The 25,637-nt window shown below is 65.8% G+C and carries 21 protein-coding genes; 17 read left to right on the top strand and 4 right to left on the bottom strand.

Annotation, left to right across the window (positions count from 1 at the left end):
* Window positions 1-32 precede the first annotated feature (32 nt).
* The 12 genes from CEY05_RS26165 to CEY05_RS26110 all read left to right on the top strand — a co-directional run bounded on the left by CEY05_RS26165 (window position 33) and on the right by CEY05_RS26110 (window position 11,979).
* Window positions 33-752 (top strand): SDR family oxidoreductase, encoded by a 720-nt coding sequence (locus CEY05_RS26165; protein WP_088600215.1) that lies wholly within the window; start codon window positions 33-35, stop codon window positions 750-752.
* A 122-nt stretch (window positions 753-874) separates the two neighbouring features.
* Window positions 875-2,245, top strand: coding sequence for a DNA repair protein RadA (gene radA / locus CEY05_RS26160; RefSeq protein WP_088600214.1), 1,371 nt, complete (start codon window positions 875-877; stop codon window positions 2,243-2,245).
* Window positions 2,246-2,743: 498 nt separating this feature from the next.
* A complete protein-coding gene (locus tag CEY05_RS26155; protein ID WP_088600213.1) occupies window positions 2,744-2,941 on the top strand; it encodes a hypothetical protein in 198 nt (65 codons plus the stop codon).
* 141 nt (window positions 2,942-3,082) lie between these two features.
* On the top strand, window positions 3,083-5,635 hold the full coding sequence (locus tag CEY05_RS26150) for an ABC transporter permease (RefSeq protein ID WP_088600212.1): 2,553 nt from the start codon (window positions 3,083-3,085) through the stop codon (window positions 5,633-5,635).
* Window positions 5,632-6,060: a group II truncated hemoglobin gene (locus CEY05_RS26145; RefSeq protein WP_088600211.1), complete on the top strand. Its 429-nt coding sequence runs from the start codon at window positions 5,632-5,634 to the stop codon at window positions 6,058-6,060. The genes CEY05_RS26150 and CEY05_RS26145 overlap by 4 nt, the downstream gene beginning before the upstream one ends.
* Window positions 6,050-6,778 (top strand): 3-deoxy-D-manno-octulosonic acid kinase, encoded by a 729-nt coding sequence (locus CEY05_RS26140; RefSeq protein ID WP_255407788.1) that lies wholly within the window; start codon window positions 6,050-6,052, stop codon window positions 6,776-6,778. The genes CEY05_RS26145 and CEY05_RS26140 overlap by 11 nt, the downstream gene beginning before the upstream one ends.
* A gap of 149 nt (window positions 6,779-6,927) precedes the next feature.
* On the top strand, window positions 6,928-7,974 hold the full coding sequence (locus tag CEY05_RS26135; RefSeq protein ID WP_369825998.1) for a polyamine ABC transporter substrate-binding protein: 1,047 nt from the start codon (window positions 6,928-6,930) through the stop codon (window positions 7,972-7,974).
* A gap of 6 nt (window positions 7,975-7,980) precedes the next feature.
* Window positions 7,981-9,108 carry an ABC transporter ATP-binding protein gene (locus CEY05_RS26130; protein WP_088600209.1) on the top strand — a complete coding sequence of 376 codons (1,128 nt, stop codon included), beginning with the start codon at window positions 7,981-7,983 and terminating at the stop codon, window positions 9,106-9,108.
* Between the two features lie 11 nt (window positions 9,109-9,119).
* On the top strand, window positions 9,120-10,025 hold the full coding sequence (locus CEY05_RS26125) for an ABC transporter permease subunit (RefSeq protein ID WP_088600447.1): 906 nt from the start codon (window positions 9,120-9,122) through the stop codon (window positions 10,023-10,025).
* Window positions 10,025-10,828, top strand: coding sequence for an ABC transporter permease subunit (locus CEY05_RS26120; RefSeq protein WP_088600208.1), 804 nt, complete (start codon window positions 10,025-10,027; stop codon window positions 10,826-10,828). The genes CEY05_RS26125 and CEY05_RS26120 overlap by 1 nt, the downstream gene beginning before the upstream one ends.
* Window positions 10,825-11,181, top strand: a complete 357-nt coding sequence (locus tag CEY05_RS26115; RefSeq protein WP_088600207.1) for a Spx/MgsR family RNA polymerase-binding regulatory protein — start codon at window positions 10,825-10,827, stop codon at window positions 11,179-11,181. The genes CEY05_RS26120 and CEY05_RS26115 overlap by 4 nt, the downstream gene beginning before the upstream one ends.
* Before the next feature lie 54 nt (window positions 11,182-11,235).
* The gene (locus CEY05_RS26110) at window positions 11,236-11,979 is read left to right on the top strand and encodes a DNA-3-methyladenine glycosylase (RefSeq protein ID WP_088600206.1); all 744 of its coding nucleotides are present in this window, start codon (window positions 11,236-11,238) and stop codon (window positions 11,977-11,979) included.
* Window positions 11,980-12,039: 60 nt separating this feature from the next.
* Here the strand turns inward: CEY05_RS26110 and CEY05_RS26105 are convergent, their stop codons facing one another.
* On the bottom strand, window positions 12,040-12,798 hold the full coding sequence (locus CEY05_RS26105; RefSeq protein WP_088600205.1) for a YrbL family protein: 759 nt from the start codon (window positions 12,796-12,798) through the stop codon (window positions 12,040-12,042).
* Between the two features lie 246 nt (window positions 12,799-13,044).
* Between CEY05_RS26105 and rmuC the strand changes: the two genes are divergently transcribed.
* The 3 genes from rmuC to phoU all read left to right on the top strand — a co-directional run bounded on the left by rmuC (window position 13,045) and on the right by phoU (window position 16,072).
* Complete coding sequence (gene rmuC, locus CEY05_RS26100) at window positions 13,045-14,397, top strand: DNA recombination protein RmuC (RefSeq protein ID WP_088600204.1); 1,353 nt, start codon at window positions 13,045-13,047, stop codon at window positions 14,395-14,397.
* Between the two features lie 69 nt (window positions 14,398-14,466).
* A complete protein-coding gene (gene rpiA / locus CEY05_RS26095; RefSeq protein ID WP_088600203.1) occupies window positions 14,467-15,144 on the top strand; it encodes a ribose-5-phosphate isomerase RpiA in 678 nt (225 codons plus the stop codon).
* 193 nt (window positions 15,145-15,337) lie between these two features.
* Entirely contained in the window at window positions 15,338-16,072 is a 735-nt protein-coding gene (gene phoU, locus CEY05_RS26090; protein WP_088600202.1) for a phosphate signaling complex protein PhoU, read from the top strand.
* Between the two features lie 104 nt (window positions 16,073-16,176).
* Here the strand turns inward: phoU and CEY05_RS26085 are convergent, their stop codons facing one another.
* From CEY05_RS26085 to CEY05_RS26075, 3 genes are all read right to left on the bottom strand, one after another.
* On the bottom strand, window positions 16,177-16,449 hold the full coding sequence (locus CEY05_RS26085) for an oxidative damage protection protein (RefSeq protein WP_088600201.1): 273 nt from the start codon (window positions 16,447-16,449) through the stop codon (window positions 16,177-16,179).
* 182 nt (window positions 16,450-16,631) lie between these two features.
* A complete protein-coding gene (gene argA / locus CEY05_RS26080; protein WP_088600200.1) occupies window positions 16,632-17,987 on the bottom strand; it encodes an amino-acid N-acetyltransferase in 1,356 nt (451 codons plus the stop codon).
* A gap of 234 nt (window positions 17,988-18,221) precedes the next feature.
* A complete protein-coding gene (locus CEY05_RS26075; RefSeq protein WP_088600199.1) occupies window positions 18,222-18,998 on the bottom strand; it encodes an SDR family oxidoreductase in 777 nt (258 codons plus the stop codon).
* Between the two features lie 497 nt (window positions 18,999-19,495).
* Here CEY05_RS26075 and CEY05_RS26070 point away from each other — a divergent pair, with 497 nt between their 5' ends.
* Complete coding sequence (locus tag CEY05_RS26070) at window positions 19,496-21,310, top strand: DUF342 domain-containing protein (protein ID WP_143220661.1); 1,815 nt, start codon at window positions 19,496-19,498, stop codon at window positions 21,308-21,310.
* A 72-nt stretch (window positions 21,311-21,382) separates the two neighbouring features.
* Window positions 21,383-25,471: an ATP-dependent RNA helicase HrpA gene (hrpA, locus tag CEY05_RS26065; protein ID WP_088600197.1), complete on the top strand. Its 4,089-nt coding sequence runs from the start codon at window positions 21,383-21,385 to the stop codon at window positions 25,469-25,471.
* Window positions 25,472-25,637 lie beyond the last annotated feature (166 nt).

Genomic DNA, 25,637 nt, shown 5'->3' with positions numbered 1-25,637 from the left:
CATTCTCTCCAATGCAGATTCGAGGTTGTTCCATGAAAGACAAATGCGTGCTGGTGACCGGCGCCACCAAGGGGATAGGCTGGGCGCTGTCGCGCCGGCTGGCCGATATGGGCTGTCACGTGGTGGGAATTGCCCGACATACCAATGACGTCGATTTCCCGGGCTATCTGTACGCCTGTGACCTTGCCGACGCCGGCAAGACCGAAGACGTGCTGCGCGAGATCCGCGAGAAATTCCCCGTCGACGCCATTGTCAACAACGTTGGCCTGGTGCTGCCCCAGCCTTTGGGTTCGGTGGAATTGGCGTCGCTGTACAACGTACTGGACCTGAACGTGCGCGTCGCCGTGCAAGTGGTGCAGGCCTTCGTCGAATCGATGAAGACGCGCCGTTCGGGCCGCATCGTCAATGTGGTCAGCCGTGCCATCCATGGCAGCCAGGACCGCACCAGCTATTCGGCGGCCAAGGCGGCGTTGGTGGGTTGCACGCACACCTGGGCGCTGGAGTTGGCCGAATACGGCGTCACGGTGAATGCGGTTGCGCCTGGCCCGATCGAAACGGAATTGTTCCGCGCCAGCCGTCCGGTTGGCAGCGACGGTGAAAAGCGCGTGTTGTCCGGGATTCCCATGAAGCGCATCGGCAGCCCCGCCGAAGTCGCCGCCGCCATCGCCTTCCTGCTGTCCGACGATGCCGGTTTCATCACCGGCCAGGTCTTGGGCGTGGACGGCGGCGGCAGCCTCGCCGGCCGCAGCTGATGTAGCAGCGCGCTTTGCGCGCCGCCCGCGCCCCATTGCAAAGCCAGCCTGACGGCTGGCTTTTGCTTTTGCGCATAGTCAAAGGCGGTCCTCGTTCCTTCCCCATTCGCTACACTCCCCCAATGGCCAAATCTCGAACCGTCTACGTCTGTGCCGAATGCGGCGGCACCAGCCTCAAGTGGCAGGGCAAGTGCCCGCACTGCAATGCCTGGAACACGCTGGAAGAAACCGTCGAAAGCGCGGCCCCCGCGGCAGCGGCGCAGCATCGCTATGCGCCGCTGGCGGCATCCAGCCCCGTGCGCAGCCTGGCCGAAATCGAAGCGCGCGAAGTGCCGCGCCAACCGACCGGGCTGGACGAATTCGATCGGGTGCTGGGCGGCGGCCTGGTCGCCGGCGCCGTGGTGCTGATCGGCGGCGATCCCGGCATCGGCAAGTCCACGCTGCTATTGCAGGCCCTGGCCTCGATGTCGGCCACCGCCAAAGTGCTGTACGTGACCGGCGAAGAGTCCGCGGAACAGGTGGCCTTGCGCGCCCGCCGCCTGGGGCTGCCCACCGGCGACGTCAACCTGCTGGCGGAAATCCGCCTGGAAGCCATCCAGTCGGCGGTCGCCGACCAGCGTCCGGTGGTGGCGGTGATCGACTCCATCCAGACCTTATATAGCAGCGAATTGACGGCCGCCCCCGGCTCGGTGTCGCAGGTGCGTGAATGCGCGGCGCAACTCACCCGCCTGGCCAAGCAGACCGGCATCGCCATCGTCATGATCGGCCACGTCACCAAGGACGGCGCCCTGGCCGGCCCGCGGGTGCTCGAACACATCGTCGATACCGTGCTGTATTTCGAGGGCGATACGCATTCGTCCTACCGCCTGGTGCGGGCCTTCAAGAACCGCTTCGGCGCGGTCAACGAGCTGGGCGTGTTCGCCATGACGGATCGCGGCTTGCGCGGCGTGGCCAATCCATCCGCCTTGTTCCTGTCGCAGCACGACCGCCAGGTGGCGGGCTCATGCGTGATGGCCACGCAGGAAGGCACGCGGCCATTGCTGGTGGAAATCCAGGCGCTGGTCGATGCGGCGCACACGCCCAATCCCAAGCGGCTGACGGTGGGGCTGGAAAGCAACCGCCTGGCCATGTTGCTGGCGGTGCTGCATCGGCATGCGGGTGTGGTGACGTCGGACCAGGACGTGTTCGTCAACGCGGTGGGCGGGGTGCGGATCACGGAACCGGCGGCGGATTTGCCGGTGTTGCTGTCCATCATGTCGTCGCTGCGCGATCGGCCTTTGCCGCGGGGGCTGGTGACCTTCGGCGAAGTGGGCCTGGCCGGCGAAATCCGTCCCGCACCGCGCGGCCAGGAACGCCTGCGCGAAGCGGCGAAACTGGGTTTCAACATCGCGCTGATCCCCAAGGCCAATGCCCCGCGCCAACCCATCGAAGGCCTGGAAGTCTGGGCCTGCGACCGCCTGGAAGACGCCTTGGAGAAATTGAAGGAAGCGTGATGCCGCGCCGGTGCGGATAGAAGGAAATTCCCTCGCTTTCCTGCCGCTGCGGTCAGGAGACCTGATCGATGCACGGAGGGGAGGGTGCTCCTCGATAGCCCATTGCGCCAACACAACCTATTCGGCTTATTGAGCAGGTCAGCATTCCCCCCATATTCTGACGCTGCCATGAAAACCGGTGTCGTTTGAATAGGGAGTATCGAGGGGGTCTCCCCCCTCGATTATTTTTTGATTGTGCTTCCAGGAAATCGCATTAACCAAAATCAGCTGTTCTCTTTAAGAAAAACGAAAGCTATCCCGCAAAAATCGCAAGGAAATATCCGGGTTTCCCCGCGAAAATTCGCGTATTCGCATTAGGTTGCATCGAGTATGAAATTTTTTATCGAATGCATGCAACCTTCCCTGAACTCCCTGCTCAAAAGCAGTACGGGGAACACGGCAAGATCGCCGCGCCCGTGGAATCAAGGCCCGGTGGCCTTATTAATTCTGGAGTTATTCATGACCTCTCGCTCCCGCATTGCTGCTTTTCTGTCCGTCTCGGCATTGACCCTGGGTCTGGCCGCGGCGCCGGCGGCTTTCGCTGCCGACGCTTCGACGACCGCCAAGCCCAAGTCCTCGCAAACCCATAAGCACAAGGCCAAGAAGTCCGGCGCCAAGTCGTCCGCCAAGACGGCTCCCGCCACCCCGGCCAAGTAATTTTCGCGGGCGCAGGGCCAGGCGAAGCTTCCGCCAGGAAGCTTCGCCTTTTTATTTTCGCCGCGTCATCCCGCCCCGCAGGCGTGACTTTTTCTTCCTGCAGAGCGCCAGACTATCGTCAGCTTTAGGTACGATACGCCCATGCCAGAATCCTCCGCCGCCGCCCGTTTCCCCGCCGCGCGTCCCGTCGCCACGCGCGGACTCCTGCACCCGCTGCGCCTGGGTGTGCGCGCCTTGCTGCGCGATACCCGCGCCGGCGAATTGCGGCTGCTGGTCATCGCGCTGATCGTCGCGGTGGCCGCCGTCACCAGCGTGGGCTTCCTGGCGGACCGGGTCGGCCGCGCGCTGGAGCGCGACGCCGCCCAGATGCTGGGTGCCGATGTCGTGCTGGATTCCGATTCGCCCTTGCCGCCCGCTTTCGAGCAGCGCGCGCTGCAGGAAGGCCTGCGGCTGGCGCACACCTGGCAATTCCCTTCAATGGCCGGCGCGGGCGACAACGCCCAGCTGGTGTCCCTGAAGGCCGTCGAGCCGGGCTACCCCTTGCGTGGCAGCCTGCGCACCGCCCAGGCCCCCTTCGGCGCTGACGCCCCCACGCGCGACGTGCCCGACCGCGGCACCGTCTGGGTCGATCCGCAACTGCTGGGCATGCTCAATGTGGCGGTAGGCGGCACCTTGACGCTGGGCGATGCGCAATTCCGCATCGCCCGTGTGGTGACCTACGAACCGGATCGCAGCCTGCAGTTCGTCAACGTGTCGCCACGCGTCATGATGCGCGCCGATGACCTGGCGGCCACGCATCTGATCGCGCCCGGCAGCCGTGTCGGCTATGCCTTGCTGGCCGCGGGTGAAGCTCCCGCCGTGGCGGCCTATTCGACCTGGCTGACCGCCAACCTGCAGCGGGGCCAGAAAATCGCCACGGTCGAATCCGGCCGTCCCGACGTGCGCCGCGTGCTGGATCGCGCCCAGCGCTTCCTGTCCCTGGTGGCGCTGCTGGCGGTGCTGATTTCCGCGGTGGCGGTGGCCCTGGCGGCGAATCGCTTCATGCAACGCCATCGCGACGGCGTCGCGGTGATGCGTTGCCTGGGAGCGCCGCAATCGGCCATCACGCGCATGTTGACCGTGGAATTCATCCTGGTCGGCGTGCTGGCGTCGCTGGCCGGCGGCGTGGCGGGATATGCCGTGCACGAAGGACTGGTGCAGGTGCTGGCCCGCCTGATCGACACGCCGCTGCCCACGCCATCGGTGCTGCCCGCGGCCCAGGGCCTGGCCACCGGCCTGTGGCTGCTGCTGGGTTTCGCGCTGCCGTCGCTGGCGCAATTGCGCCACGTGCCGCCGGCGCGCGTGCTGCGGCGGGACGATACGGGCCTGCAGGCGGGCAGCGTGGTCGGCTACATCATCGGTGCCGCCGGCTTTGCGCTGTTGATATGGTGGTTCGCCGGCAATGCCCGCCTGGGTGGCATCATCGCCGGCGGCTTCCTGGGCGCCTTCGCGGTCTTCGCCCTGCTGGCCGGACTTTGCGTGGCCTTGCTGGCACGCGTGCGCCACGCCGCCGCCGGCATGCCGGCGCTGCGTTTCGCCCTGGCCGGGGTGACCCGGCGCCGCGCCGCCACCATCACCCAGGTCTGCGCCCTGGCCATCGGCCTGATGGCCTTGCTGCTGCTGGCCATGACGCGCACCGACCTGATCGCCGGCTGGCAGCGCACCTTGCCGGCGGATGCGCCCAACCGTTTCCTTATCAACATCCAGCCCGACCAGCGCGCGGCGGTAGCCACGCGCCTGACGCAGGGCGGCGTCGGCCAGGCCGACCTCTATCCCATGATCCGCGGCCGCCTGGTGTCCATCAACGGCCGCGCCGTGTCGGCGGCCGATTACGAGGATGGCCGCGCCAAGCGCCTGGTGGACCGTGAGTTCAATCTGTCTTACGCCGACAAGATGCCGACGTACAACCGCCTGGCCGAGGGCCGCTGGATGGCGCCGGCCTCGCGCGAAGTGTCCATGGAGTCCGGCATCGCCACCACCCTGGGCGTGAAGATGGGCGACAAGCTGGCCTTCGACATCGCCGGCCAGACCGTGGAAGCGGACGTCACCAGCCTGCGCACGGTTGATTGGGACACGATGCGGGTGAACTTCTTCGCCATGCTGTCGCCGTCGGCGCTGGCCGACGCGCCGCAAAGCTGGATCACCTCCTTTCACCTGCCCGACGACAAACCGCAGTTGCTGCCCCAGCTGGTGCGCGACTACCCCAATCTGACCGTGTTCGACGTCGGCGCCATCCTGAAGCAGTTGCAGACCGTGCTTGATCAGGTGGTGCAGGCGGTGCAGCTGCTGTTCGTATTTACGCTGGCGGCCGGTGTACTGGTGCTGGCCGCCGCCCTGACGGCCACGCGCGACGAACGCGTGCGCGAGGCCGCGGTATTGCGCGCACTGGGCGCCACGCGGCGCCAACTGGCGCGTGCGCAGCGGCTGGAGCTGCTGGCGGTGGGTGGCCTGGCCGGCCTGCTGGGCGCGGCCGGTGCTGCCGCGGTGGCCTGGGCCCTGTCGCGCTTCGTTTTCGATTTCACTATCACGCTCAGCCTGTGGCCCTGGCTGGCCGGCATCGCCGCCGGCATGCTGGGCGCCTGGGGTGGGGGTGCCTTGGCCTTGCGCGGCGTACTGCGGACGCCGCCCCTGGTCACTTTGCGGGAAGCACTATGACTACGACGACGCGCGTCGAACCGATCTTCGAGCCTATCGATCACACGCGCAGCATCTTCGAACAACTGGGCGGCGAGCCGGGCGTACGCGCGCTGGTCGAGCGTTTCTATGACTTGATGGACATGGACGCCGACCTGGCCGACCTGCGCGCCGCCCATGGTCCCAGCCTGGATAACGCGCGCGACCGGCTGTTCTGGTTCCTGTGCGGCTATTTCGGCGGCCCTGACCATTACATCGAACGTTTTGGCCATCCCCGGCTGCGTGCCCGCCACCTGCCTTTTTCCATCGGCACGCGCGAACGCGACCAATGGGTCGTCTGCATGGGGCGCGCCATGGCCGAACAGGGGCTGGAACAGGCCTTGATGGACCGCTTGCTGCATTCCTTCTACGGCACTGCCGACTGGATGCGCAATCGTGAGGGTTGAAACCGCCGCTTTGGCGTGGGACGAGGCGCCCGCCGGCGCCATGCTTTATGACGCGGCCCGTATCAGCCGGCCCGGTCCGCATCTTTTCGATGCCGCTGCTTATGCCGCCACCTACGGCACCCCTGCCGAGCCCGTGGCCGCGGGCGGGCGGCAGGCCGCGTGGTTCGTCCAGGGCGAATTCGGTGCTGGCGTGTTGCGGCATTACCGGCGTGGCGGCCTGGTCGCCCGCATCAGCGACCGCGATTATTTCTGGCTGGGCGCCGACAGCACCCGCAGTTTCCGGGAGTTTCGCTTGCTGGAGTCGCTGGCGGCCCAGGGGCTGCCGGTGCCGGCGCCGCTGGCTGCCGCCTACTGGCGCCAGGGGCTGGCCTACAAGGCAGCCATCATCGTCGAACGCATCCCCGACGTGCGGCCGCTGGCACTGTTGCTGGATAGTCCGGTCTGGGAGGCCGCCGCCGACGCCGTGGCGCGCATGCACCACGCCGGGGTATGGCACGCGGATCTCAACGCTTACAACATCCTTATCGATGGCGCGGGCAAGGCCTGGATCATCGATTTCGACCGCGGCCACCAGGGCGGCGTCACCGCGCCGGCCCGCGCGGGCAACCTGCGCCGCCTGCGCCGTTCGCTGGAAAAGGTCGGCGGCGCGGCCGGCCTGGCCTTGCACGAAAAATTGGAAGTGGCCTACCGCCGCCGCATGGCCAGCCACCCCGACTGACGCAGGGCGTAAAACCCATTATCATTTTGCCTTTGGCGCGCCGGGGACTCGGGCAGCGATAGGTGCATAACTTTCTAGGCAAGGGGCCCTGGATGAGATTCAACGCGGGTATCCGCTACGCAGCGGGAGCGGTACTGGCGACCGTGGTCATGGCTACAGCCCATGCCCAAGACAAGGTCGTCAACGTCTATAACTGGGCCGAATACACCGCGCCCGACACCATTCCCGGCTTCGAGAAAGCGACCGGCATCAAGGTCCGCTACGACGTCTACGACAACAACGACACCCTGCAGGCCAAGCTGCTGACCGGCAAGTCCGGCTACGACGTGGTCGTACCGTCGACCCACTATGCCGCGCGCCAGTTGCAGGGCGGCCTGTTCCAGAAGCTGGACAAATCCAGGATCCCCAACTGGCAGTACCTGGATCCCGACCTGATGGCCCTGGTCGCCACGGTCGACCCGGGCAACCAGTACCTGGTGCCATGGGGTTACGGCACCAACGGCCTGGGCTACAACGTCACCAAGGTCCAGCAGATCCTGGGCAAGGACGCGCCCCTGGGTAGCTGGGACATGCTGTTCAAGCCCGAGAACGCCGCCAAGCTGAAGGACTGCGGCATCTCCATGCTGGACGAGGCCGCGCAGGTTTTCCCGGCGGTCCTGCATTATCTGGGCAAGGATCCCAACAGCAGCAATCCGGACGATTACAAGGAAGCGCTGGAACTCCTGAAGAAAATTCGTCCCTATATCCGCCAGTTCAGTTCGTCGGGCTACATCGACGAACTGGCCGTGGGCGACCTGTGCATGGTCTACGGTTTTTCCGGCGACGTCATGATCGCGCGCAAGCGTGCCAAGGAAGCCAAGCAGCCTTACGACGTCAACTACTACATTCCGCAGGGCGGTGCGCCGGCGTGGTTCGACACGATGGCCATCCCCAAGGACGCCCAGCACGTGGATGAAGCGCTGGCTTTCATCAACTACATCGAAACTCCGCAGGTGCATGCGGCCATCACCAACACCATGTTCTATCCGAATGCCAATAAAGAGGCGCGCAAGTACGTGGTCAAGGACGTCGCCGACAATCCCATGATCTATCCGCCCGCGGACGTCGCCAAGACGCTGTATGTGATCAAGCCGCAGCCGGTGAACATCCTGCGCCTGCAGACCCGCATGTGGGCCGAACTGAAGTCCGGAAGATAAGCAATCATGAGTGACAGCCGTTATCCGGCGCAACACACGGCGGATCCGGACGAGTTCGTCCGCGTCGCCGACCTGGTGAAGATATTCGGCGACACGGTCGCCGTGCGTTCGGTCAGCCTTAGCGTCAAGCGCAACGAGATATTCGCCTTGCTGGGCAGTTCGGGCTGCGGCAAGTCGACGCTGCTGCGCATGCTGGCCGGTTTCGAGGAAGCGACTTCCGGCCAGATCCTGCTCGACGGCGAGGACATCACGGCGGTGCCCCCTTACCGGCGCCCGGTCAACATGATGTTCCAGTCCTACGCCTTGTTCCCGCACATGTCGGTCGAGGCCAATGTCGCTTTCGGCCTGAAGCAGGAAGGCGTGGATCGCGCCGAAATCCACGATCGCGTGTTCGAGGCGCTGAACCTGGTGCAGATGGCCGGTTATGCCCGGCGCAAGCCGAATCAGCTGTCCGGCGGGCAGCAGCAGCGCGTGGCCCTGGCGCGCAGCCTGGTCAAGCGCCCCAAGCTGCTGCTGCTGGATGAGCCGATGTCGGCGCTGGACAAGCAGATACGCCAGAAGACCCAGATCGAACTGGTGCGCATCCTGGAGCAGGTCGGCGTGACCTGCATCATGGTGACGCACGACCAGGAAGAGGCCATGACCATGGCGCATCGCCTGGCCGTGATGACCGAAGGCCAGATCGTCCAATGCGGAACGCCGCAAGACGTCTACGAGTTTCCGAACTCGCGTTTCGTCGCCGGCTTCATCGGCACCACCAATCTGTTCACGGGCACCATCGTGGTCGACGAAGCGGATCACGTGGCCATCGAATGCGAAGAACTGTCGCGTCCGCTGTACGTCAACCATGGCGTCAGCGAGCCGCTGGGCATGCAGGTGCACGTCTCGATCCGGCCCGAACGCGTCATCGTGACGCGCGAACGTCCGCAGACCGAGCACAACTGGGCCCACGGCATGGTGTCGCACATGGCCTGGATGGGCAGCTACGCGCTGTACCAGATCCGCCTGGATTCGGGCGTGCAGATCGAAGCCACCGTGCCGCGCCGCGTGTTGGCGCAGAGCGATGCGCCGGCGGTGGGCGAGGAAGTGCATGCCAGCTGGGCGGCGGATAGCGCGACGGTGCTGGCCTCATGATGGGCCGCGTGATGCGCCGCCTGGTGCCGTCCGGACGCGCGCTGGCGGTGGTGCCGCCTTTCCTGTGGCTGGTGCTGTTCCTGCTGGTGCCTTTCCTGCTGGTATTCAAGATCAGCCTGGCCGATCTGCAGTTCGGGATTCCGCCCTATACGTCGCTGGTGGAATACAAGGACCAGGCGCTGCAGTTCAGCCTGCATCTGCGCGGCTATGTGCTGCTGTTCACGGACAGCCTGTATTTCGCCACCTATTTGAGCTCGGTGAAGATTGCCGGCATCAGCACGCTGGTCTGCGTGTTGATCGGTTATCCCATGGCGTACTACATCGCCCGGTCCACGCCCGCCACCCGCAACCTGCTGCTGCTGGGCGTGATCCTGCCGTTCTGGACCTCGCTGCTGCTGCGCGTCTATGCGTGGGTGGGCATCCTGCGCAACGACGGCCTGCTCAATAAATTGCTGATTTCCCTGGGCATCATTTCGCAGCCGCTGGAAATCTATCGTACCGACCTGGCGGTCTATATCGGTATGGTCTATTCCTATCTGCCGTTTTTCATCCTGCCCCTGTACGCCAATCTGGTGAAGATGGACCTGCGCCTGCTGGAGGCCGCCTATGACCTGGGCGCCAAGCCCTGGCAGGCGTTCTGGCAGATCACCGTGCCGCTGTCGCGGCCGGGTGTGATCGCCGGCGCCATGCTGGTCTTCATTCCGGCGGTGGGCGAATACGTCATCCCGGAAATGCTGGGCGGCGCCAATACCTTGATGATGGGCCGGGTGATGTGGAGCGAGTTCTTCAATAATGCCGACTGGCCCATGGCCGCCTCCGTCACGTGCGTGATGGTGCTGCTGCTGTTGGTGCCCCTGGCGCTGTTCCAATACAACCAGGTCAAGCAGGCCGATGTGAACGGGGGAGGCAAGCGATGATGCTGCGTCCCAATCCCGTGCTGCGGGCCCTGGTGCTGGGGCTGGGGTTCCTGTTCCTGTACGTGCCCATCCTCAGCCTGGTGGTGTTTTCCTTCAACGATTCGCCGCTGGTGACCGCCTGGTCGGGCTTTTCGTTCAAGTGGTACGCCTCGCTGTTCCATGACGACGCGCTGCTCAGCGCCGCTTGGCTGTCTTTCCGCGTGGCGGCGCTGTCGGCCACGGCCGCCACCATTATCGGTACCTGGGCCGGCTATGTGCTGGCGCGCATGGGCCGTTTCCGCGGTTTCTCGCTGTACCTGGGCATGCTCAGCGCGCCCCTGGTGATCCCCGAAGTGGTGGTGGGCATTTCGCTGCTGCTGATGTTCGTCGAAGTGCGCGGCCTGATCGGTTGGCCGGACAATGGCGTGTTCACCATCTGGATCGGCCATACGACCTTCGCCATGGCCTTCGTGGCGGTGATCATCCAGTCGCGGGTACGCGACCTGGACCGGTCCCTGGAAGAGGCCGCCCTGGACCTGGGCGCGACGCCGCTGAAAGTGTTTTTCCTGGTCACGCTACCATTGATCGCGCCGGCCCTGGCGTCGGCCTGGCTGCTGTCGTTCACGCTGTCGCTGGACGATGTGATCCTGTCTTCCTTCCTGTCCGGCCCGGGCTATACGACCCTGCCGCTGGAAGTGTTTTCGCGGGTGCGACTGGGCTTGAAGCCCGAGGTCAACGCGCTGGCCGCCTTGTTCATCCTGGCCGTCGGCATCTGCGTGGTCGTCGCCAACCGCCTGCAACGCCGCAAGGAGCAATCTTCATGACTCAAGTCGTCCTCTATGGTCTCAAGCAGTGCAGCACGTGCGTCAAGGCGCGCACGTGGCTGGACGAGCATGGCGTGAGCCACGAGTTCATCGACTACCGCGACCATCCGGTGAAGCCGGCCTTGCTCAAGGCATGGGCCGAGCAACTGGGCGGTTGGGAAAAGCTGGTGAATCGCACGTCCATGACCTGGCGCGCCTTGCCCGAGGAGCGCCGTGGCGCCACCACCGACGCCCAATGGCTGGCCTTGATCAAGGAATTTCCAGCCCTGGTGCGCCGGCCCGTCAGCGTGACGCCGGACGGCACCGCGGCGGTGGGTTTTTCGGAAAAACGCTATGGCGAGCGCTTCGCCTGACGCGTACGAATCGCACGAGACCGTCCATGCTGCCTGATGCCCGCGGAGCGGTGGATGCCCGATGATGCGCGTGACCCGGCCTATGCGTATCGCGCCGATGCGGTCATCGGCCGTCCGCTGCCCGATGCCTTCTTCCACCGCGACGCGCGCCAGCTTGCCCGTGAACTGATAGGCATGGTGCTGCGGCGCCGTGATGGCGATCTGTGGCTGGCGGCGCGCATCATCGAGACGGAAGTCTATTACCTGGAAGAGAAGGGCAGCCACGCGTCGCTGGGTTACACGCACAAGCGGCGCGCGCTGTTCATGGATGGCGGCACCATCTACATGTACTACGCGCGCGGCGGCGATTCGCTGAATTTCAGCGCGGCCGGTCCGGGCAATGCGGTGCTCATCAAGTCGGCGCATCCCTGGCTGGACGACGTGTCCGGCGCGGACGCCCTGGCGCGCATGCAGGCCTTGAGTCCGGCCGCGGGCGGCGCGGCGCGTTCACCGCAAAGGCTTTGCGCCGGCCAGACCTTGCTGTGCAAGGCCCTGGGTTTGAAAGTACCGGAATGGGACGGGCAGGGCTTCGATCCCGGCCGCTTCTTCGTCGACGACGTGGGCGCCCGGCCGGCGCGCCTGCTGCGCACGACGCGCCTGGGTATCCCGCCCGGCCGTGACGAACATCTGCCTTACCGTTATGTGGATCCCGCCTACGCGGTGTTCTGCACGCGCAATCCCCTGCGCAGAGGGCAGGTGGCGGGCCAGGACTACAGCTGGGTGACGCGCTCGGGTAAGCCGTCCAGCGAGCCTTGCTGAGGTCAGGCCTCCGCGGCCTGACCCCGTCCGGCTTGTGTCTCGGCGCTTCGCGCTCTTTCCCTACTCGGAGATTTCGGCAACGCTGGCCCGCTGGGCGCGCGCGGCGCGGGCTTTCAGGCGGTCGATCATCGCATCCACCTTGCGCTGGATGCGGCGGCGGTTCAAGGACTTGCTGAGGGCGTATATCGGCACCGCCTGCTTGGAGCCGAAACCGTCGATCAGATACAGTCCGCGCTTGCCCTGGGCGTTTTCGCCCATGACGATGTTGCGAGCGGAGATGTCGTTGAGGATGATGTGATGGTCTGCCAGCGAGTCGAAGAAGAACGCCAGTTGGCGCGCCAGCTCAGGAGCCAGCTGGCCTTCGCGCTGGACCATGTCTTCGACCGTGGGCGCCAGGCCGCCGGCGCCGTCGGAAATCTTTTCCACCAGCAAACCCAGGCCTTGCGTGGTTTCGGCCAGGCCGACGACACGGGCCATCGGAATCTGCCAGCGGCCGGCGGCGGCGTTGTAAGCCGCCGCGTATTCAGACAGTTCGTGGATATACGCGCTGTAGGCGCCTTCGCGCTGGAACAGGGTCTTGATCAGGCGGCGCCAGGGGTGCTTGTCCATCGTCTCCGCGAAACTCGCGCGGTTCACCACCTTGACGAGCAGGTTGGGCTCATAAGGGTGCTGGTAGACGCTGCGCTCGTTCCCGGCCGCGATGGGCACGATCTCGTCCAGTTCCAGGGCGCCGAAAGGCAATCCATGGCTGGGGACGAGGGGGGGGAACGGAGCGGGCTGGGCGGCGGTTCGACGCCGCTGCAGTGGAACTATGCTCATAAGAGACGCAGTGTGGGCTTTACAACAATGTGTTTCCACAATGTGTTGCCACCTGTTTATGACGAAAATTCGACGTTGCCCGTAGTTTGAACGCGTTATCACATGGGGCAAAGAAAAATCTCAGAATTCTGTGGTGTTATGCCCACATAATGGCAGTTACATAAGCGCATTTAGCGCCAAATTTCACGTAATTGCCCCGATTGTTCCGTTTATGGAGGCCTTTTGCCTAACATTTCTTTAGATGTAATGCTGTGGCTTTGCCTCGCTGCGTCCCTATTGGCCACATTGCTGGCGGGATTGGCTTGGCGCCGCCGCCCGGCCGCCGATGGGCGCCTGGATCAGGTGCTCGATGGGCTGGAGAAATTCGAAAGAGTGCTACGGGCCGACCTGGCCGAAAACCAGCGGGGTCTGCGTGATGAATTGGGCACGGCCGATCGCGCCCTGCGCCAGGAACTGACGCATGCGCATGAGGCCCTGCGCGGGGCGCTAGGCCGCGATGCCCAGGCCGCCCGGGTGGAGACGGCCGAATCGCTGGACCGCTTTGCCGGCCAGCTACGGCAGGAACTGCGCAATCTGGTTGAACTGAACGACCGCCGGCTGCTTGAAGTACGGCAGACCGTCGAGCAGCGGTTGGCGGCCCTGCAGACCGACAACGCCGCCAAGCTGGAGGAAATGCGCCGCACGGTGGACGAGAAGCTGCACGCCACGCTGGAACAGCGGCTGGGTGAATCCTTCAAGCTGGTGTCGGACCGCCTGGAAGCGGTACACAAGGGCCTGGGCGAGATGCAGACGCTGGCCGCCGGTGTCGGCGACCTGAAGCGGGTGCTGACCAACGTCAAGTCGCGCGGCACCTGGGGCGAGGTGCAACTGGCGCGACTGCTGGAAGACACCATGACGACCGAGCAATACGCCCGCAACGTCAAGCCGGTGCCCGGCAGCGATGCCATCGTGGAATTCGCCATCCGGTTGCCGGGCCGGGGCGAAGGGGGCGAGCCGGTGTGGCTGCCCATCGACGCCAAGTTTCCCAAGGAAGAATACGAGCGCCTGACCGCGGCGGAAGAGGCGGCCGACGCCGAGGGCGCGCGGGCTGCCGGCGCGGCCCTGGCGCGCGCGGTGGAAATCCAGGCGCGCCTGATCGCTGATAAGTACATCGCACCGCCGCACACCACCGATTTCGCCATCATGTTCCTGCCTACCGAGGGGCTGTATGCCGAAGTGCTGCGCCGTCCCGGGGTGCTGGACCGCCTGCACGACCTGCGGGTGAACGTGGCCGGGCCCAGCAATCTGGCGGCGCTGCTGAACAGCTTGCAGATGGGTTTCCGCACCTTGGCCATCGAGCGGCGTTCTTCGGAGGTGTGGCAGGTCCTGCGGGCGGTGAAGACGGAATTCGGCCGTTTCGGCGACTCGCTGGCGGCGGTCAAGCGCACGCTGGAGACGGCCGGCAACAAGCTGGGGCAGACGGAGGTGCGCACGCGCGCCATGCTGCGCAGCTTGAAAGGCGTGGAGTCCCTGCCGGAGGATCAGGCGGCACGCTTGCTGGGCGGGCACGACGGGACGGAAGACGATGTGGGCGGCGGGGGAAGCTCCCCGATCTGCTAAATTTCAGGGTTGCGGTCCGCTGGCGCGGGCCCGCCGCGTCTTCCATTCCGTCTTTTTTGAGTCTCCGCCATGCTTTCCCAGCAAGAATTGAAGCAGCAGGCCGCTGATGCGGCCCTGGAAATCGTTGAACAAGTGGCCGGCCCCGATGTCATCATCGGTGTCGGTACCGGCTCCACGGCCGACCTTTTCATCGACGGCCTGGCGCGTTTCAAGGGCCGCGTGCGCGGCGCGGTCGCCAGTTCCGAACGTAGCGCCAAGCGTCTGCAAGGGCACGGCATTGCCGTATTCGACCTGAACGACGTCGAGCACATGCCTGTCTATGTCGACGGTGCCGATGAAATCGATGGCCGCCTGCACATGATCAAGGGCGGCGGCGGCGCGCAGACCCGCGAGAAGATCGTCGCGTCGGTGGCCGACCGCTTCGTCTGCATCGCCGACGAATCCAAGCTGGTGCAACGCCTGGGCGCCTTTCCCCTGCCGGTCGAAGTGATCCCCATGGCCGCCGCCGCGGTCGCGCGTACGCTGGCCAAGCTGGGCGGCCGCCCGGTCGTGCGCCAGGGGTTCACCACCGACAATGGCAACGTCATCCTGGACGTCGCCGGACTGGATATCGTCGATGCGCCGGCGCTGGAACTGGAAGTGAACAATATTCCCGGCGTGGTGACCTGCGGCCTGTTTTCGCGTCCCGGCGCCGACCTGGCGCTGCTGGCCACGCAGAATGGCATCCGGCGCCTGGGGTCGGACTGAACGACTGGTGGGGCGGCATGAATGCCCGCCGCTCCTGTCTTTCCGTCAGGGTCGCGTGCCTGGGCGAGAGGACCGGTTCATAATCCTGTCATAAACAAGTCATAACCTTCCGGGCGACGCTGATACACGACAGCCAAGCCCGGCTGCGCGCGCAGCGCATGACATCAAGCCGTTAAAACCGCTGGGAGCCCGGATGACCGAGCATACAAACAAACAATTCGACGCCGATCTGGAAGCCGTCCGTTCGCAATTCCTGGCGATGGGGGGAGTCGTCGAGGTCATGATCCAGGAGTCCATCGAAGCGCTGACGGGGGGCGACACGCTGCTGGTCGAGAAGGTTCGCGAGCGTGAGAAGGAAGTCAATCGCTACGAAGTCGACATCGACCAGCGCATCAGCCAGATCCTGGCGCGCCACCAGCCCACCGCGATCGACCTGCGTACGCTGATGGCCGTGTCCAAGATGCTGACCGATATGGAACGTTGCGGTGACGAAGCGGAAAAGATCTCGGCCGTGGCTCGTCGTATCCATGATGACGAAGTGCGCTACACGCCCAGCGTGGACCTGCGCCACATGGCCGATGCCGTGCGCGAAATGCTGCGCCAGACCCTGGACGCCTTTGCCCGCCTGGATGCCCTGCAGGCCGCCGCGGTGGTGCGTAGCGACAAGAGCGTGGACAAGGAATGGAAGGCCGCGCTGCGCCAGCTGATCTCGTTCATGATCGAGGACCCGCGCACCATTTCGCCGTCCATCGACGTGATCTTCGTGGCCCGCGCGCTGGAGCGCATCGGCGACCATGCCAAGAACATGTCCGAACGCGTCATTTATATGGTGCATGGTGCCGACGTGCGTCACACCGGCGCCAAGAACGCCGAGCGCCAGGCGCGCGGCGAAGAGGACGAATCGGTCGGGAACGACGTGCAGGCCTGATTCAGGGAAGCCTGCTGATCCACTGACTGCCGCGCCAGGCGGAGTCAAAAAAACCGGCGTCGGACTTTGCAGTCCGGCGCCGGTTTTTCATGGGGGCTGCGATATTACGCCGAAGGCGGGACGAAACCTTGCGCTTCCACGGAGCCGTCTTCGAACAGAAAGCGTTCCATCTGCTGTTGCAGGTACTTGCGGGCGCGGGCGTCGGCCAGGTTCAGGCGGTTTTCATTGACCAGGCGGGTCTGCACGCCTTTCCATTCTTCCCAGGCTTCCTTGGACACGCTCTGCCAGATGCGGGTGCCCAGTTCGCCGGGGTAGGGCGGAAAGTCCAGCCCTTCGGCTTCACGCTTGAGTTTGACGCAGTTAACGGTACGGGCCATGTCGGAATTGCCTAAAAAAGTGAATGGGCGGATTTTAACCGAGGCGGCGGCGCTGGCCGGAAAGCCCCTGCGGCGTGCACGGTGGCGCGTCGCGCTTGCAAGGGCAGTGCTCTACAGCCGTGGCTGCAGGCGCTGCCGCAGGCGCTGCGCGGGAGCAGCGGCAGCGGCACCACAGCCCCTGCCTACAGCCGCTTGATGAAGATGAGGCTGTTGCGTGAGCGGTTGTAGTTCTGCTGCTTTTCGCGCGGCATGTCGGCGATGCCGCCGTTGACGAAACCGCGCTTGAGGAACCAGTGCGAGGTACGCGTGGTCAGCACGAACAGCCGCTTGGCGCCGAGGCTGCGGGCGCGCGATTCCATATGGCGCAGCAGGATTTCCCCTTCGCCGGAGCCTTGCCATTCGGGATGCACGATCAGGCAGGCCATTTCGGCCATCTGTTCTTCCGGAAAGTGATGCAAGGCCGCGCAGCCGTAGATGACGCCGTCGTGCTCCAGCACCGTGAAGTTCTCGACGTCGCGTTCGATCACGCCGCGGCCGCGCGGCACCAGCGTGCCATCGGCTTCCAGCGGCTCGATCAGGCTGAGGATGGCGCCGACATCGTCCAGCGTCGCCGGGCGCAGATCGTCCAGGGTGTCTTCGACGACCATGGTGCCCACGCCATCGTGGGTGAAGATTTCCAACAGCACACCGCCGTCCAGCGTGAAGGGCACGATGTGCGCCCGCGCCACGCCACGCTTGACCGCCAGCGAGCTGTACTGCAGGAACGCCGAGGTGTCCTCGTCCAGGTCGCCTTTGGCCAGCAGCGCGTCGGCATCGATGCGCGCCAATTCGGTATCCACACTGCCGTCTTCGTTGAGCACGCCGTCGGTCACCGACAGGAAGATCAGCTTTTCGGCGCGCAGGGCCACGGCCACGCTGGTCGCCATCTCTTCCATCGCCAGGTTGAAGGCGTCGCCGGTGGGCGAGAAGCCGAGCGGCGACAGCAGCACCACCGACCCCAGCTCCATGGCCTGGCGCATGGCGTCGACGTCGATCTTGCGGACCTGGCCGGTGTGCTTGTAGTCCACGCCGTCGATGACGCCGGAAGGCCGGGCGGTGACGAAGTTGCCGGAGATGACGCGGATGTGGGCGTGCGACATGGGCGTGTTGGGCAGGCCCTGGCTGAACGCCGCTTCGATGTCCAGGCGTATTTCGCCGGCCGCTTCCTTGGCGCATTCGAGCGAGGCGGCGTCGGTGGGCGACATGCCGCGGTCGAATTGATGGGTATAGCCTTTCAGGCGCAACTGTTCGTTTACCTGGGGACGCGAGCCGTGCACCAGCACCAGGCGGATGCCCAGCGAGGAGAGCAGGGACAGGTCCTGCACCAGCACGTTCAAGGCACCGGCTTGCACCAGCTCGCCGCCGAAGGCGACGACGAAGGTCTTGCCGCGGAACGCGTGGACATAGGGGGCGACTTCACGAAACCAACGAACGAACTGGGCGGGGGCGAAGCCCGGGGCTTCCAGCGCGGAGACGGTGTCTTGTTCCTGGTCGGACATGATGCGGCGAGACTTCCTGCAAAGGAAAAATGAACTCGAAATTATAGGACCACGCAGGGATAACCCGCACGGCCCGTGCCTATTTAGTCACGTAAAGGTCTGGCGTGCGCTTCGGTCGCCCGCGGCGGGGCGCTTAGAAACCGTTTCGACGCGTAGCACGCGCGTGCTACGCGTTTTCTCGGGCGCCTCCGCTGACGTGCCATTTCTTCGCTTGCGGCGCGCGGTAGCGTGGCTTTACAGCGTGCCTGGATACGCGCCGCCGTCCATCACCAGGTTCTGGCCGGTGATGAAGCCGGCGCGGGCGCCGCAGAGGAAGGCGCAGGCGTCGCCGAATTCGGCGGGGTCGCCGAAGCGTTTGGCCGGATTGCGCTGGCGGCGTTCCTCGAATAGTTGCTCGGCGGTCTGGCTGGCCGTTGCGGCCGCCTTCATGGTGTTCAGCAGGCGGTCGGTTTCGAACGGCCCGGGCAGCAGATTGTTGATGGTGACGTTATGGGCCACCACCTGGCGGGCCAGGCCGGCGACGAAGCCGGTCAGGCCGCTGCGCGCACCGTTGGACAGTCCCAGGGTTTCGATGGGCATCTTCACCGCGGCCGATGTGATGTTGACGATGCGGCCGAAGCGGCGCTCGATCATGCCGTCCACGGTGGCGCGGATCAATTCGATCGGGGCCAGCATGTTGGCGTCCAGGGCGGCGATCCAGTCGTCGCGGGTCCAGTCGCGGAAGTCGCCCGGCTTGGGGCCGCCGGCGTTGTTGACCAGGATATCGGGGCGCGGGCAGGCGGCCAGCAGGCGGGCGCGGCCGTCGGCGGTAGCGACGTCGGCCACCACCGTGGTGACCTGAACGCCCGTTTCGGCGCGGATCGCTTCGGCCGCTGCTTCCAGCGCATCGGCCCCGCGCGCCGACATGACCACGTTCACGCCCTCACGCGCCAGCGACAAAGCGCAGGCGCGCCCCAGCCCTTTGCTGGACGCACAAACCAAAGCCGTCTTTCCTTTCAGACCCAGATCCATCGAAATGCTCCTTCACCGTTAGAAATTCTGTTCCTGCCTGGCCAACGTCCCTCCCGCGTACGGACGGCAACCTGGCGCCCTGCATCGTAGAGGTCTTCCGTCCTGGCGACCAGTGCCGCCGCGCGCCCGCGCGGCCTGCGCCGCTACAGCCCACGACCGCGTCGTTCACAAGTTTTCTTATCCTTGGAAACCACGCCACCCCCGCCACCCTCCGCTGCGCGCAGCGCATGCGGAGCGCAACCGCACGCCGTCCACGGCAGGAGACGCGCACGGCGCTTTTGAACAGCCGCCCGGGTGCCGCTACAGTCCACGACCGCGTCGCTCACAAGTTTTCTTATGCTTAGAAAAATTTTGTATCGAGCTAAGGAAAAGGTGGAAAATGATATTAATATTTTGAAATAATTGCCGATCGTGGCTAAACGGCATTCTATGCTGCGGCACTCAGCCAGCCCGGGATCTTTCGGCACGTTTGCGTAAATAATGGGGACGTTCACACTGTGGAGCAACGCTACTGGTTGACCCTGGACCCGGTCACTCACGAACTGCGCGCGGGTTTCCGCGCGGGCGTGGATGCCGAGCCGCCCAGCGTCGACATGCTGGAAACCGTGGTCGCGACCCGCGGCTGGACGGCCGACGCCCTGGATGGCGACGCCGTGGCGCGCTTCATCGACCGCTGCTGTGAGGTGGCCGCGCGCTACGCGGGTGGCCTGGCCGCGGCATCGCAGGGCGCCGACGAAGGCGCGGCGCTGGTCACCGAGCTGGCCGCCATCGAATCCGCCGCGGCGCATCTGGGCGCCGTGGTCGAACTGGCAAGCGCGCCGGTGCTGGCCGATACCGCCACCCTGGACGACCTGCCGGACCTGCCCGAAGGCGACCCCGACGTCGTCGAGCAAGTCATTGGCGCGGTCCACGACGGCAGCTTCGAGCTGTCGATCGAGCCCGACCACATGCAGGTGTTCCTGAACATGCAGCCGCCGCGCGGCGGCCGCCACGTCGTCCTGGCCGACGTGCGCGCCATCCTGGCCGACCACAAAGTGGTGTTCGGCGTGAAGGAAGACCAGCTGCTGCAGGCCCTCGAAGCAGGCTTCTGTGAAGACCTGGTGGTGGCCGAAGGCATCGCCCCCAGCGAGGGCGAGCCCACCCAGTTCAAATCCCTGCTGGACTCCCAGGCCCCCCACGCCAAGGTCGATGACCGCGCGCTGGTGGACTACCGCACGCTGGGCAATCTGCTGCTGGTCAAGCCGGGCATGCGCCTGATGCGCCGTATTCCCGCCAAGCGGGGCAAGGACGGCATCAATGTGCTGGGCCAGGCCGCGCCGGCGCCGGAACCGGAAGACATCCCCTACGATCCCGAGCTGACCGGTGTCACGCGTGACGCGCAGGATCCCGACGTGCTCGTCGCCGCCATTGCCGGCGCGCCGTCCCTGCTGGCCAATGGCCATGGCATGTCGGTCAATCCCGTGGTGCAGGTCGAGGCCGTCGACCTGTCCTCGGGCAATATCGATTTCGACGGCACCCTGCAGGTCAATGGCGACATCACCACCGGCATGCAGGTGAAGGTGACTGGCGACGTGGTGGTCAGCGGTACGGTGGAAGCCGCGCACATCGATGCGGGCGGCAACGTGGTGGTCAAGGGCGGCATCCTGGGCGCGGCCGAAGGCGGCCTGTCGGGTAGCGGCGAGCCGGTGATGCGCAGCGCCCACGTCATCGCCAAGGGGTCGGTGCAGGCGCGCTTCATCGGTAACGCCACGGTCAGCGCCGGCAAGGATGTGGTGGTGGAAAGCGAGATCCGCCAGAGTGACGTAGCGGCCGGCGACAGCGTGACCGTGGGTGGCAAGGGCGCCGCCCAGGGCAGCATCAATGGTGGCCAGGTGCGGGCGCTGCGGTCTGTGCGTGCGGTGACGCTGGGTACCATGGCCGGCGTCAAGACCTTGGTGCAGGTGGGGGTGAACCCGCATGCGGCCATGCAGAAAGAGGCTTTGGAACGGACCCGCCTGCGCCTGACCGAGGAAAAGGGCAAGCTGGAGCAGCTGCTGATTTTCCTGCGCAAGCATCCGGAGAAGGGCGCCAACGGGATCGGTGCGCGGGCTTTGCAGACCCATGTGAAGCTGAACCGCGACCTGGGGGCACTGGAGGCCAAGGAAGCGGAACTGGCCGCGGAAAAGGACGCCACCGATGGGGCGACCATCGAGGTCGGCAAGCGGATCTACGGCGGTGTCGACCTGCAGATCGGCAATCGCCGCGAGGAAATCATCGAGGACATGGGCGGCGGCAAGGCCACCCTCAGCGAGGGCAAGCTCACCATCCGGTGATTGCTTGCCGCGCGGGCGGCGGCGACTCCCTTGAGCCGGCGGGCAGGGAGGCGCCCCTCTATAATTCGGGCAATGACCGTCAAGCCTTCGCCTTCCGCAACGCGCCCCGCCGCTCCCGCATCCTCCTCCCGACCCGCTGAACCCGCCGCCACGCCAGGCGAGCAGGCGCCGCCGTCGCGGCCGGACCGCGGCCGCCCGAGCCGTCCGCCGCGCGAAATCCCGCCCATCACCTATCCGGAGGACCTGCCCGTCAGTGCCCGGCGCGATGAGATCGCGCGCGCCATCACCGGCCACCAGGTCGTCATCGTCAGCGGCGAAACGGGTTCGGGCAAGACCACGCAGCTGCCCAAGATCTGCCTGGACGCCGGCCGCGGCCGCCAGCGCATGATCGGCCACACCCAGCCGCGCCGCCTGGCCGCCACGTCCGTGGCCAAGCGCATCGCCGAGGAACTGAATACGCCGATGGGCGAACTGGTCGGCTACCAGGTGCGCTTCAACGACCGCACCGGCCCGAACGCCGCCATCAAGCTGATGACCGACGGCATCCTGCTGGCGGAATCGCAGCGCGATCCACTGCTGCGCCGCTACGACACGATCATCATCGACGAGGCCCACGAGCGCAGCCTGAACATCGACTTTCTGCTCGGCTACCTGAAGCAACTGCTGCCGCGCCGGCCCGACCTGAAAGTCATCATCACCTCGGCCACCATCGACGCCGACCGTTTCTCGCAGCATTTCGCCGGGGCCGACGGCAAGCCGGCGCCGGTCATCGAAGTGTCCGGCCGCCTGTACCCGGTGGAGATCCGCTACCGCCCGGTGCGCCAGGACGAGACCGAAGACGATATCGAGGAAACCTCCACACGCCGCCCGCGTCCCGGCAACCGCGACCGTTCCGGCGACGAAGAGCGCGACCTGATCGATGCCATCGTCGACGGCGTCGACGAATGCGCGCGGCACGGTTCGGGCGACGTCCTGGTCTTCCTGCCCGGCGAACGCGAAATCCGCGAAGCGGCCGAGGCCCTGCGCAAGCACCATCCTCCGGGCACGGAAATCCTGCCCTTGTTCGCCCGCCTGTCGCAGGCCGAGCAGGAACAGATCTTCCGCCCGCGCGGCAATGCCCGCCGTATCGTGCTGGCCACCAACGTGGCGGAAACCTCCCTGACCGTGCCCGGCATCCGCTTCGTCATCGACAGCGGCCTGGCGCGGGTCAAGCGCTATTCGTGGCGCAACAAGGTGGAGCAACTGCGCATCGAGCCCGTCAGCCGAGCCTCGGCCAACCAGCGCGCGGGCCGTTGCGGCCGCGTCGGTCCGGGCGTCTGCATCCGCCTGTATGCGGAGGATGACTTCAACGCCCGGCCGCCTTTCACCGATCCCGAAGTACTGCGGTCCTCGCTGGCCTCGGTGATCCTGCGCATGAAGTCGCTGCGCCTGAACGACATCGAGAACTTCCCCTTTGTCGAAGCACCGCCGGGACGCGCCATCGCGGACGGCTATCACCTGCTGCAGGAACTGGGCGCCATCGAGGCCGTGCGTGAAGACGGCGACGCAGCGGGTGACGAGGACGGCGATCCGACGGAAGTGGCCGCCGGCGCCGTAGCGAATGCGGACGGCGCCAGCGGCGTCGCAACAGCGCCCAAGCGTAGCGCCGCCGCCGAGCCCGAACGCAGCCCGCGTTTCGCCCTTACCCGCACCGGCGAAGAGCTGGCCCGCCTGCCCGTGGACCCGCGCGTCGGCCGCATGATCCTGGCGGCGCGCGAACAGCAGTGCCTGGCCGAGATGCTGATCATCGCGGCGGCCTTGTCCGTGCAGGATCCGCGCGACCGGCCCATGCACGAGAAAGAAGCCGCTGAACAGGCCCATGCCAAGTTCGCCGACGAAAAATCGGAATTCGTCTCCTATCTGAAGCTCTGGCGCTGGTACCACGAGCAGGTCGAGCACAAGGCCTCGCAGCGCAAGCTGGCGGGGCAGATGCGGCAGAACTTCCTGTCGCCGTTGCGCCTGCGCGAATGGCACGACGTCCACAGCCAGTTGTCCAGCGTCATCGGCGAACAGGGCTGGCGGATCAACACCGCCGAGGCCACGTTCGAACAGCTGCATCTGGCGCTGCTGTCGGGCCTGCTGGGCAATATCGGTTTCAAGAGCGATGAAGCCAGTGCCGCCGGCGCCGGCCAGTACCTGGGTGCGCGCGACATCCGCTTCCACATCCATCCCGGTTCACGCCTGGTCAAGAAGGCCGGCCGCTGGATCGTGGCGGGCGAGCTGGTGGAGACCACGCGGTTGTATGCCCGCTGCGTGGCCCGCATCGAGCCCGTCTGGGTGGAACGTGTCGGCGCCCACCTGTTGCGGCGCAACTGGGGCGATCCGCGCTGGGAGAAAAAAGCCGGGCAGGTGGTGGCCAACGAACGCGCCACCCTGTACGGCCTGACGATCTATTCCGGCCGCCGCGTGCATTACGGCCGCATCAATCCGCAGCATGCCCGTGAACTGTTCATCCGCCAGGCCCTGGTGCCGGGCGAGATCGACACGCGCCTGCCCTTCGTGGCGCACAATCGCCGCCTGATCGCCGAGATCGAAAAGCTGGAACACCGCGCGCGCCGTCCGGACATCCTGGTGGATGACGAACTGATCTACGCGTTCTACGACCGCCAGATCCCGGCCGGCATGAGCCAGACCGCGACCTTGGAGAAATGGGTCAACGGCCTGGACAAGGCGGGCGCCGCCGCGCTGCAGCTGACGCGCGACGAGCTGATGCGGCACGAGGCCGCCGGCGTCACCACCGAGGTGTTCCCCAAGAAAATGGACTGGCAGGGCGTGTCCATGCCGCTGGACTATCACTTCGAGCCCGGCTCGCCGCGTGATGGCGTGACGCTGTCGGTGCCGTTGTTCGCCTTGAACAAGGTCGATGCACCGCGTTGCGAATGGCTGGTGCCGGGCATGCTCAAGGAAAAGGTGCAGTTGCTGCTGAAGTCCTTGCCGCAGAAGATCCGGCGCCATTGCGTGCCCTTGCCCGACTATGCGGCCGGTTTCTATGACCGCTGGTTCGACCGCCTGGCCGAACCCCAGCAGGGCCTGGTGGACGCGCTGACGGCGGATATGTGGGACCAGATCAAGGTGCGCCCGCTGGCTTCGGACTTCAAGCTGGAGACCTTGCCCGCGCACCTGTTCATGAATTTCCGCGTGGTCGACGAGCATGGCCGCATGCTGGCCGCCAGCCGCAACCTGGCCCAGCTGAAGGCCGAGCACGGCCGCCAGGCGCAGGCCGATTTCCAGCAGATGGCGTCGCGCGATACCCAGGTGGCGCAAGCCCTGGCCCAGGAGGGCCTGACGGCCTGGACCTTCGGCCCGCTGCCGGAAATCATGGAGATCCGCCGCAAGGGCCTGTCCGTGATCGGTTATCCGGCCCTGGTCGATCGCGGCACGCATTGCGACCTCGACGTCTACGATGATCCCGACGAAGCGCGCCGCCATCATCGCGCGGGCCTGCTGCGTTTGTTCCGCCTGGGCCTGCGGGAGCAGGTCAAGTTCCTGGAAAAGAACCTGACCGACCTGACACGCATCAGCATGCTGTTCATGCCGCTGGGCACGCTGGAAGAGTTACGTGACCAGATCATCGACGCCGCGCTGGCGCAGGCCTGCCTGGGCGACCCGTGGCCCACCAATGCCGAGGAGTTCGACAGCCGGCGCAATGACGGCAAGGGCAGGGTGGGCTTGCTGGCGCAGGAAGTGGCGCGCCTGGCGGGCGCGATCCTGACCGAATGGGCCGCTGTGCAGCGCAAGCTGCCGCAGGCCAAGGCCCACGCCGCGGCCTATGCCGACCTGCAACAGCAGGTCGGTGCGCTGGTGCATCGCTGGTTCCTGCGCGATACGCCTTATGCGCAACTGGCGCACTTTCCGCGTTATCTGAAGGCGGCGGTGGCGCGCATCGACAAGCTGCGCGCCGATCCCGGACGCGACCAGCGCCTGATGACGGAGATGGCGCCCTTGCTGACCCAGTACCAGCGCGCCCGCAGTGCCTTGAAAGGCGCGCCCGACGCGCGCCTGGACGAGTTCCGCTGGCTGCTGGAAGAACTGCGCGTCGCCCTGTTCGCACAGGAACTGCGCACCCCCATGCCGGTGTCGGTCAAACGCTTGATGAAGACCTGGGAAAGCATGCAGCGTTGATTGCAGGTTTTGCCGCGCGGGAGCCAATCGGTCGGGCCGCGCTGACCCGCCCGGCTCCGCCTGCACCCGCCCTGGCCCGGCCAGGAAAGGGGCGGGGAGGTGCGCGGTTGCTACGTCACGCCGCCGGCGTGGAACCAGATGCCGCGCGTCTGTTCCTGAGCAACAT

Source organism: Achromobacter sp. HZ34 (assembly GCF_002209485.1).
In the GTDB taxonomy this organism is placed as follows: Bacteria; Pseudomonadota; Gammaproteobacteria; order Burkholderiales; family Burkholderiaceae_B; genus Bordetella_C.
This window is presented reverse-complemented; position numbering and strand designations above follow the sequence as displayed.